At 49.6% G+C, this 9,255-nt stretch carries 7 protein-coding genes, 1 tRNA gene and 1 pseudogene; 4 read left to right on the top strand and 5 right to left on the bottom strand.

Going from position 1 to position 9,255, the window contains the following annotated elements:
• Window positions 1-75: 75 nt before the first annotated feature.
• The gene (gene pepN, locus OGV38_RS04250) at window positions 76-2,688 is read right to left on the bottom strand and encodes an aminopeptidase N (RefSeq protein ID WP_269517484.1); all 2,613 of its coding nucleotides are present in this window, start codon (window positions 2,686-2,688) and stop codon (window positions 76-78) included.
• Between the two features lie 407 nt (window positions 2,689-3,095).
• Between pepN and OGV38_RS04255 the strand changes: the two genes are divergently transcribed.
• The gene (locus OGV38_RS04255) at window positions 3,096-3,767 is read left to right on the top strand and encodes an SOS response-associated peptidase (RefSeq protein WP_286472970.1); all 672 of its coding nucleotides are present in this window, start codon (window positions 3,096-3,098) and stop codon (window positions 3,765-3,767) included.
• Between the two features lie 303 nt (window positions 3,768-4,070).
• On the opposite strand, the pseudogene OGV38_RS24930 reads toward OGV38_RS04255, so the two are convergent.
• From OGV38_RS24930 to OGV38_RS04270, 3 genes and pseudogenes are all read right to left on the bottom strand, one after another.
• Window positions 4,071-4,214 (bottom strand): annotated as a pseudogene (locus OGV38_RS24930) (oxidoreductase); the annotation flags it as partial.
• A 275-nt stretch (window positions 4,215-4,489) separates the two neighbouring features.
• A complete protein-coding gene (locus tag OGV38_RS04265) occupies window positions 4,490-5,767 on the bottom strand; it encodes a DUF2254 domain-containing protein (RefSeq protein WP_286472971.1) in 1,278 nt (425 codons plus the stop codon).
• A gap of 64 nt (window positions 5,768-5,831) precedes the next feature.
• On the bottom strand, window positions 5,832-7,829 hold the full coding sequence (locus OGV38_RS04270) for a BCCT family transporter (protein ID WP_016245729.1): 1,998 nt from the start codon (window positions 7,827-7,829) through the stop codon (window positions 5,832-5,834).
• 256 nt (window positions 7,830-8,085) lie between these two features.
• Here OGV38_RS04270 and OGV38_RS04275 point away from each other — a divergent pair.
• Window positions 8,086-8,167, top strand: a tRNA-Pro gene (locus OGV38_RS04275).
• A gap of 223 nt (window positions 8,168-8,390) precedes the next feature.
• On the top strand, window positions 8,391-8,507 hold the full coding sequence (locus tag OGV38_RS24935) for a YnaM/YnfT family protein (RefSeq protein WP_352471416.1): 117 nt from the start codon (window positions 8,391-8,393) through the stop codon (window positions 8,505-8,507).
• Between the two features lie 47 nt (window positions 8,508-8,554).
• On the opposite strand, the gene OGV38_RS04280 is transcribed toward OGV38_RS24935, so the two are convergent.
• Window positions 8,555-8,944 carry a HumD family translesion DNA polymerase gene (locus OGV38_RS04280; protein ID WP_286472972.1) on the bottom strand — a complete coding sequence of 130 codons (390 nt, stop codon included), beginning with the start codon at window positions 8,942-8,944 and terminating at the stop codon, window positions 8,555-8,557.
• 78 nt (window positions 8,945-9,022) lie between these two features.
• Between OGV38_RS04280 and OGV38_RS04285 the strand changes: the two genes are divergently transcribed.
• On the top strand, window positions 9,023-9,255 hold a 233-nt coding region (locus OGV38_RS04285), incomplete at its 3' end, for a DinI family protein (protein WP_286472868.1).

A 9,255-nucleotide genomic window follows, 5' to 3' on the forward strand; every position in this document is an offset into this window, starting at 1 on the left:
GCAAGCGCCACCGGGCCTTTTGCCGGATAGCGGCGTTACCGCCTAATCCGGCTTACAAAACGACAGGTCAACGTTTCAGGCTAACGCTTTGGTTACCTTCTCGAACAGATCGCCGGAGAGATTCTCCAGACCTTTCAGCTGCTCCAGCGCCGCGCGCATCTGCGTCTGACGTTTTGCATCATACCGTTTTAAGCGAATCAGCGGCTCAATCAGACGTGACGCCACCTGAGGGTTACGGCTATTGAGTTCAGTCAGCATGTCGACCAGGAACTGATAGCCGCTGCCATCTTCCGCATGGAATGCCGCCGGGTTGCTGCCCGCAAAGGCGCCAATCAGAGATCGGATTCGGTTCGGGTTACTCATACTGAAGGAACGGTGCTTCAGTAAGCCACGTACCGTTTCCAGCACGTTTCTCGCCGGGCTGGTGGATTGCAGGATAAACCATTTGTCCATCACCAGACCGTCATGATGCCACTTATCGTCATACTCCTGCATTAGCGTGTCGCGGCAAGGCAGTTGCGCCGCGACTGCCGCGGACAGCGCCGCCAGCGCATCGGTCATATTGTTTGCTTCACGGTACTGCTTGCTGACCAGCGTGTCGGCCAAATGGGTTTCGCCAAAGGCCAGGAAACGCAGGCAGGCATTACGTAGCGTACGCTTGCCAATATCGGCATGCTCAACGCGGTACTCATCAAGATGATTAGCGTTATAGATGGCGAGGAATTCATCCGCCAGTTCGGCCGCCAGCGTGCGAGTTAACGCTTCACGTACTTCCGTTATCGCCACCGGATCGATGATGTCGAACAGTTCAGCAATTTCATTCACCGAAGGCAGCGTCAGAATCTCTGCCGCCAGTGCCGGATCGATTTTCTCATCCAGCAAAATCGCCCGGAATGCATCGGCCACGTGTACCGGCAGCGACAGCGGCTGTCCCTGCTGATGGCGGGCTACGTTGAGCTTAATATAGGTCGCCAGCAAGCTTTGCGCCGCGTCCCAACGAGAGAAATCGTTACGCGCATGACGCATCAGGAAAGTCAGTTGCTGATCGCTCCATTTGTATTCCAGTTTTACCGGTGCGGAAAATTCGCACAGCAGTGCCGGAACCGGCTGGAAGTAGACGTTATCGAAGACAAACGTCTGCTCAGCCTGAGTGACATTGAGTACGGAATTCACCGGGTGCCCGCCTTTTTGCAGCGGGATCACTTTCCCTTGGTTGTCATACAACTCGAGGGCGAAAGGAATATGCAGCGGCTGTTTTTCGGCCTGATCCGGCGTGGCCGGCGTGCGCTGGCTGATAGTCAGCGTGTACTGCTCAGTGGATGGATTGTAGTCATCACGCACGGTCAGAATCGGCGTACCGGACTGACTGTACCAGCGGCGGAAATGCGATAGATCGACGTTGGACGCATCTTCCATCGCCTGCACGAAATCATCACAGGTTGCAGCGCTGCCGTCATGACGCTCAAAGTACAACTGCATCCCTTTCTGGAAGTTAGCCTCACCGAGCAGGGTGTGGATCATACGAATAACTTCAGCGCCCTTTTCGTACACGGTCAGGGTATAGAAGTTGTTCATTTCAATGACCATATCCGGACGGATAGGATGCGCCATTGGGCTGGCATCTTCGGCAAACTGCAGGCCGCGCATGGTGCGTACATTGCTGATCCGGTTTACCGCGCGTGAGCCGAGATCGGAACTGAACTCCTGATCGCGAAACACGGTTAGCCCCTCTTTCAGGCTCAACTGGAACCAGTCGCGACAGGTCACGCGGTTGCCGGTCCAGTTGTGGAAATATTCGTGACCGATGACGCGCTCAATATCGAGGTAGTCTTTGTCGGTGGCGGTATCGGTACGTGCCAGCACATATTTGGAGTTAAAGATGTTCAGACCTTTATTCTCCATCGCCCCCATGTTGAAGAAATCGACCGCGACAATCATATAAATGTCGAGGTCATATTCGAGGCCAAAGCGCTCTTCATCCCATTTCATGGAGTTTTTCAGCGAGGTCATCGCCCACGGCGTGCGGTCCAGGTTGCCGCGATCGACATACAGTTCCAGCGCCACTTCACGCCCGGAACGGGTGGTAAAGGTGTCGCGCAGGACGTCGAAATCACCGGCTACCAGCGCAAACAGATAACACGGTTTCGGGAACGGATCCTGCCACTGTACCCAGTGACGACCATTTTCCAGTTCCCCCTGCGCCACGCGGTTACCGTTGGAGAGCAGGAACGGATATTGGGTTTTATCGGCGATAATTTTGGTGGTAAAACGCGCCAGGACATCCGGCCTGTCGAGATACCAGGTAATATGGCGGAACCCTTCCGCTTCACACTGGGTGCACAGCGCGTCGCCGGACTTGTACAGTCCTTCCAGCGCGGTATTGGCCGCCGGGCTAATTTCATTCACGATACGCAACGTAAAACGTTCCGGCAGTTGACTGATGACCAGAGCGCCTTCTTCTTCTTTATACTCTGCCCACGGCTCGTCGTTCACGTGGATCGACACCAGGGTCAGATCTTCGCCATTCAGGCGCAGGGGTGCATCGGACGCGCCATGACGGACAGCCTGGCTCACGGCGGTGACCACGGTTTTTTCAGCATCCAGGTCAAAGGTCAAGTCAATATCAGTAATCTGGTAATCCGGCGCACGATAGTCGTGACGGTATTTGGCTTGTGGCTGTTGTGTCATAAAAAACCTTTAGCATCTTTGGTAGAGTCTCGGCTTCAGTCTATTCCTGTTGCGTAAATCGCGCTACGCAGAATGTTCATCTTTTCAGGCACAAACACCCTTTTTGCTACATTTTTATAATATGTACTCATAGTTTTTAAAATCGATAAAGATCGTCCAGGAGCGCATAAAACAAGGGATGAGCGAGATCGATGAAAGTCAGAGTTAATGAACTTTAACGAACTTCACAGACCACTTTTGCCCCATCCATGCCCCATGACTGAATTTAGCTAACACCAGGAACCATCCATGTTCCAGAACAAATCAGCTATATAATTCCGTCGAGCATGCCCCATAAACGTCATTGCTCTAGCTTCTCAGATATTCATTGAGTGCCTATACTTTCAGTCTTAAGACTGGAGGTATCTATGTGTGGACGTTTTTCACAGTCAATGACGCGTGAAGACTACCTCGCCTTTCTCGCTGATGAATCAGAACGCGACATTCCATACGATCCAGAACCCATCGGAAGATTCAACATAGCGCCAGGAACAAAAGTTCTGCTTCTTAGCGAACGTGATGAGCAGTTGCATCTTGATCCAGTTATCTGGGGATATGCCCCCGGTTGGTGGGATAAACCGCCGCTCATTAACGCACGGTCTGAAACTGCGGCCACCAGCAGAATGTTTAAGCCACTCTGGCAGCATGGTCGCGCAATTTGCTTTGCTGATGGATGGTTTGAGTGGAAAAAGGAAGGCGACAAGAAACAACCCTACTTTATTCACCGGGCCGATGGTCAGCCGATATTCATGGCGGCGATCGGCAGCACACCATTTGAACGTGGAGATGAAGCAGAAGGATTTCTGATAGTGACGGCTGCTGCCGACAAAGGACTGGTAGATACTCACGACAGGCGGCCACTGGTACTATCACCAGATGCTGCTCGCGAATGGATGAGACAGGACGTTGGAGGGAAAGAAGCGGAGGAGATTGTAGCTGACGGTTCCGTGCCCGCTGATAAATTTATATGGCACGCCGTGACGCGTGCCGTCGGGAATGTTAAGAATCAAGGACCAGAGTTAATAGAAACTATGCGTTAATGTATGATGCGGCAGGGAAAAACGTCTGCTTTGAGCGAAAAGCGGACGCCCGCATAGCGTAAACAGGCGTCTGATATTTTGATATGGATTGATGACTTAACCCCTTCCCCGCTTCGTCAATGACTTTCTCGTCATTATCTTTGGTAAATGATCCTTTTGCCTTTCCGGTAGAATACTCAGCATTATTTCTGAAGAGCGGCAAAGACGAGTGCCTTGCCATGAGTTCACCATAATTTCATCTGCGCCCGTGCGGCGAACCAGATCCCTGAGCCCGTCACGGACGACCTCCGGTTTGCCCCATACGGATTCACGCAGCTGATAATATTTTGCGGTCAGTTCATCAGCGGTATCACTAGTCATTGCCCGTGAGCGGGTCATGGGGGCCATAACGACGCGGTTTACCAGGTCAGTATCACCGGTCTGAAACGGGGTAAATAATTTTTCCATTTTTATCTCCTTTGCTGGAGGAAATATGATGGTCTCAGCTACGGAATAAAAAAACAGTAGTCTGTTCCGAACTGAGTAGACATAATTTCTACATTTAGTGTTCTCCTGGTATTAAACCGAAATATTTGATTGTAGGCGATGTCTTACGTAGAGATAAAGCCTGCTGCAAAAGTGATGAAGACTCAGTATGTTCTCTTCTAATACAAAGCAGACGCCCATTCTCATGCAGACGCTTTGTTCTTGTCTCGCTAGCAACCAAATCGCTTGCTCCACAACTATGATTGCTTATTAGCGTTTTCATCAAAAAACAAATCAAAATAAATTGATTTTATGAATTCTCTATCGGAGTCTATATGGTCAGCGCGATTTGCATGCTCTAATGTTTCAATTGCCAGAGTGTGCGCGGCATCAGCAAACATCTCAGGCCAACCCGTACTCAGCATAGATAGCCCTTTGAGCACTCTTATCTGAATCTCTCTCATACTGGCACCATCGCGTGCGACAGGTGAGAAAAAGTCTTCCAGGAGATCGTTGTTCTGAAGTGGCGCAACGTGTACTGAAGGATAGGTCACTTCAATTTCATGAGACTTATTCTGCGCGTAAGCAGAAAGTATACGAACACCTCTGCCAATGACATCGATTGCGGTTCCAGGATCGTTCACTGCGGGTGAAAGGGCTCTGCAGGCTATTTCGGCCATGACGCTAAGACAAAATCGGGGATCCTGAGCAAATGAACGCACATCCGAGACAATGATCGTCTCAAGTAAATCGGCGCAGATTGATGACTCCTGGCCCTGACTCAGGTACAAAGCTGGCATGGACGGATGAATGAAACTGCCTGGTTGCGCCACAAGGTATACATGACGATGATCATTGGCCAGCAGCTTGCTGAGTTTCTCCATATCAATATATTCAACATAGCCAATCTTCTTCGGATAAACTGCAACCGTTCCTTTCGGCTGTTCATAGCTCTCAAGCCATGGATATCCGCCGAGACAGGGATTTCTGGCTCTCGCAATAAATGTTTCGATGGCCGCCTGTTCTACTTTTGCTGTTGTCTCACCGACCCTCCCCAGAGAGGTCAAATGCTGTATCCAACGAAGCAATGTGATGAGGATGAGGGCAATGACAACGAGTGTGACAATGAATAAAATGACTCTTCCCCTTTCTCCGTAGGCTCCCATATTGAGGGCAATAATTCCTACCAGACTGAAGAGAAAGGAACCAATGAAGGTGGCCAGTACATTTTGTGTGGTTACGTCTTCCACAACTAAACGCGTTGCTCTGGGAGTAACATTAGTAGTGGCTGAACCGTAGGCTGTGACCATGATACTCAGCGAAAATGTGGTCACTGCCAGCATACTCGATGCCAGTATGTTCAGAATGTTATCAACTGCTTCCGCACCAACCTTCACTGAAACCGACTCAGGAATCATTGATTTAAAAAGAATAGATAAAAGAGCCGTTATTATCGCGACAATTGCGAATAACGTAGCTCTGAACCAGAGTTTCTTAAATGTTTGCTTCAGAATCCATTGCCAGCGTGAAATCATTCTGCATTCCCTCGTATTGCGGTCGGGATAAATAATTGCCGCCCCCTAGGACGGCATTTTGCTATCAACGAACCAGGTGCAGGAAGTGCAGGTGTTTTTCGTACTGGTCCAGTATGTCATTAATCAACTGTTCCTGATTCCAGCCCATCACATCATAATTTTGACCGCCTTCTTTGAGATAAACCTCAGCGCGATAATATCGATGTTGGTCAGTCTGCTGCTCATCATTATCCATTGCGGCGAGCGCGAAGGTGGGTGAGCTATACCCGCGAAGCCTCACTTCATATATAAAATTCAGCTCGTTGCCCAAATCCACTTCAAGACGAATACGATCGTCGGCTGCGTCACTAATGTGGCTTATCGTCCCCTGCTTGTTCAGTTCTTCCTGAACCAGCGTCATGGCAGGCTGGATAATGTCGTCCATAAAACGTTTCACAAGAGATCGTTTCGGCAGATACGCGATATTGCGCAACCTTCTCTGCCAGGGAATTGGGTTACGTGCAGCCGTAGGAGCAATAGTCGCCATGCTCAGGCTTTCACGCTTAGTCAAATCTCGACGCAGGGCTTTTAACAGCCCGTATATGGATATCAGCAAGATCACGGAGAAGGGTAATGCACTTGCTATTGTCACCGTTTGCAGCGCGCTCAGCCCTCCCGCAAGGAGAAGCGCAATTGCAACAACTCCCATGAGCGATGCCCAGAAGATTCGCTGCCAGACGGGTGTGTTTGCCACCCCACCTGATGCCAGAGTATCTACAACCATTGCCCCCGAGTCAGCAGATGTGACAAAGAAGACGATGACCATAGCCATTGCAATAAATGACAGCACGGAGGAGAACGGGAAATGCTCCAGGAAATTGAACAAGGCCAGCGAGACATCCTGTTGGACGGTATTGGCGAGATCGGTCGCCCCCTGGTTCATAATGAGATAGATTGCGCTGTTACCAAACACCGTCATCCACATGAGCGTAAAGCCGGCCGGAACAAACAGCACACCGGTGACAAATTCGCGAATGGTTCGGCCGCGTGAGACCCGTGCGATAAACATCCCCACAAATGGCGACCATGAAAGCCACCATCCCCAGTACAGTAATGTCCAGCCCCCCAGCCAGTTGCTCGACTTAGGTTCATATGCGTAAAGATTGAACGTTTTACTCACCAGTTCCGAAAGATAACCGCCGGTATTTTCCACAAATGACTTCAGCAGAAGCACAGTTGGCCCCAGACACAGGACCAGCGCCAGGAGCAACAACGCGAGGCCCAAATTGAGCTCAGACAGGATACGTATTCCCTTGTCTAGGCCGGTCACCACAGAAATCGTCGCTAACCCCGTGATGGCCACGATCAGAATGACCTGCACCGTTTCATTAATGGGCACCCCGAATAGGTGGTTCAAACCGGCATTCACCTGCAAAACACCGTAACCCAGCGATGTTGCAACGCCAAAGACCGTACCTATAACGGCAAAAATATCAACCGCATGGCCTATAGGTCCGTATATGCGATCGCCAATAATGGGATAGAGTGCAGAACGCAGCGTTAAAGGTAGACCGTGGCGGTAACTGAAAAAGGCCAGAATCAGCGCTACAATGGCATATATTGCCCAGGCATGCAGACCCCAGTGGAAGAAGGTCAGCCGCATTGCTTCCTTCGCTGCCGCAACAGTCTCTGGGGCGCCAACGGGAGGTGAGAGATAATGCATCACCGGTTCAGCAACGCCAAAGAACATCAGGCCGATCCCCATCCCTGCCGAAAAAAGCATCGCAAACCAGGAGTGATAGCTGAAATCAGGTTGCGCATGGTCCGGACCCAGCTTGATATCACCGTAGCGTGAGAGTCCCAGAAACGTGACACTCAATAAAATCAGGGCCACAGCAAGGATGTAGAACCAGCTTGCATTCGTGAAGATTTGTTGCTGAAGTAGTTTGAAATTTTTGTCAGCAACATCCGGGAATGCAGCGGCAAAAGCGACAAGAAGAAAAATTAACAAAGCAGATGTAAAGAATACAGCTTTGTTAATCTGGCTGTGAGACTTCTTTGGGATTGTTTCATTTTCACTCATAATCATTTATTCCATTGATTTAAATCCGTATTGGATAATGCTTACCACCTCTTACAGAGTAGCAAAATTCAACTGACTATGCGGCGTGAATCGAGCACATGGTGTGATGAGTGCCGATACAAATCATCCTATAATCGAAGGAGTTCTTTGTTAATCAGCCTGCCACTTCTTGGGTATTTAATTTGCATATTCTGTACCAGAGCTGGGATATACGTTAAGTGAAGTATATTAGACACGAATTACCAGCTTCTGCTTTTGGCACATAGCTGCCATTGAAATGGTTGCGCACCGTCATGGGGTGTCGGGGGTCGGAGGTTCAAATCCTCTCGTGCCGACCAAAAATCCTCTAAGAACCAGCCTGTTACGGCTGGTTTTTTTATGCCTGTTTTCTGTACGGGGAAACTCCGGGGAATTATTGGGGTGAAACTATCGACAGATCACCAGCCAACTACGATCTATCGGATTGTAATATCCTCTTGAGTAGCAAGCACGATAATTGCCAGGAACCTTTTCCCTATACAGTTGTCTGACAATAGAATTCATCTGACATTAAGAAGCCCTATGATTACTAGTCTCTCATTGGTATTTGCCGTGATTACCACTCTGTGCATCATGTTGTTCGCTGCGGTAAAAGTAGGGGTTGGTTTGTCTAACAATCCAGACAGAAATGATAATTAACCTAAACCACGTAACCCCACTTCATACTTCACTTAACAGTGATGTGCTCACATCACCGGGCAATCGTCGAACTCTCCATTCCTGGCATCATTAATGATGTACGTGATCACCCCGAATATAGCGGGTGCAGAACTGTAACCGCCATCATCTACTGGCAGCGCCTCCCTTCCCCCGTTCTCCAGATTAACAAGGTGGGGTTGAGGATGGGTCCGATATCGCTTGATCCTGAACTCCCCGTCTATTGCGCATATCAGCAACGAGCCATCACAAGCAGTAAGTGACGCATCCACAACCAGCAGCGCCCCCTGGATTATCCCTTCCCTGAAATGTGAACGCGATGCCCGCATGAAATAAGTCGCTGCGGGTTGGCTGATTAGCTGCTGATCGAGGGAGATTCGTGTTTCAACATAATCTGCCGCAGGTGAAGGAAAGCCCATGTTTACGCCCTCTCTTGAATACCGGATAAAAACACAGTATAAATACTGTATATACATCCAGTAAAGAGGAAATGAGCAATGTTCGTGGAACTCGTTTATGACAAAAGGAATTTTGATGGGCTGCCTGGTGCAAAAGATATCATTCTGGGCGAATTGACCAAGAGAGTGCACCGGATTTTCCCGGATGCTGATGTTCGGGTTAAACCGATGATGACACTGCCGGCGATCAACACTGACGCCAGCAAGCATGAGAAGGAACAGATAAGCCGTACTGTTCAGGAAATGTTTGAAGAGGCTGATATGTGGCTGGT

Origin of the sequence: Citrobacter sp. Cb080 (genome assembly GCF_030334745.1) — a bacterium.
GTDB lineage: Bacteria > Pseudomonadota > Gammaproteobacteria > Enterobacterales > Enterobacteriaceae > Citrobacter > Citrobacter braakii.

What these genes read in the sequence shown, in the direction of transcription:
- OGV38_RS04255 (WP_286472970.1), top strand. Translation starts at nt 3,096, where the DNA reads ATGTGTGGACGTTTTTCACAGTCAATGACGCGTGAAGACTACCTCGCC.
- OGV38_RS04270 (WP_016245729.1), bottom strand. Translation starts at nt 7,829, where the DNA reads ATGAGTGAAAATGAAACAATCCCAAAGAAGTCTCACAGCCAGATTAAC.
- pepN (WP_269517484.1), bottom strand. Translation starts at nt 2,688, where the DNA reads ATGACACAACAGCCACAAGCCAAATACCGTCACGACTATCGTGCGCCG.
- OGV38_RS04265 (WP_286472971.1), bottom strand. Translation starts at nt 5,767, where the DNA reads ATGATTTCACGCTGGCAATGGATTCTGAAGCAAACATTTAAGAAACTC.
- OGV38_RS04280 (WP_286472972.1), bottom strand. Translation starts at nt 8,944, where the DNA reads ATGGGCTTTCCTTCACCTGCGGCAGATTATGTTGAAACACGAATCTCC.
- OGV38_RS24935 (WP_352471416.1), top strand. Translation starts at nt 8,391, where the DNA reads ATGATTACTAGTCTCTCATTGGTATTTGCCGTGATTACCACTCTGTGC.